This is a genomic window from Aliamphritea spongicola (genome assembly GCF_017051665.1).
Classification (GTDB): domain Bacteria; phylum Pseudomonadota; class Gammaproteobacteria; order Pseudomonadales; family Balneatricaceae; genus Amphritea; species Amphritea spongicola.
In genome coordinates this window covers 1-314 of record NZ_JAFIDL010000068.1, presented here as the reverse complement: position 1 = coordinate 314, position 314 = coordinate 1, and the positions used below count along the sequence as shown (strand labels likewise).

Annotated in this window: 1 pseudogene; it reads right to left on the bottom strand. The window is 59.6% G+C overall.

The window, feature by feature from the left end:
- Positions 1 to 2: 2 nt before the first annotated feature.
- Positions 3 to 314 (bottom strand): annotated as a pseudogene (locus JYB63_RS22775) (hypothetical protein); the annotation flags it as partial.

Here is a 314-nt window from a genome sequence, read left to right as displayed (position 1 = left end):
AGTTAGGCTGCCTTATTGATTTGGGCATGCAGCGCGGTGAGCTCCGGCAGCAGCTCGAGCACCAATCCCACCTGCTGCAAGACCAATTGTTCTTTGCTTTCAGGTTCCGGAACGGCTTTGCTGATGCGCTCCGCCAGCTGTTCCAACGCCTGCGCAATGCGCTGGCTGTTCCGTTCTTCCTGATGCAGGGCGCCGTCCACGTAACACACGGCGTCATTGAGCAGATCGAGCGTGGCCGGGGTGTTAAGCCGCTCGCGGTGCGCCCCCAATGCGGAGATATAGCTCAGGAGCGTGTGATTCAGACAGAGCAAGCG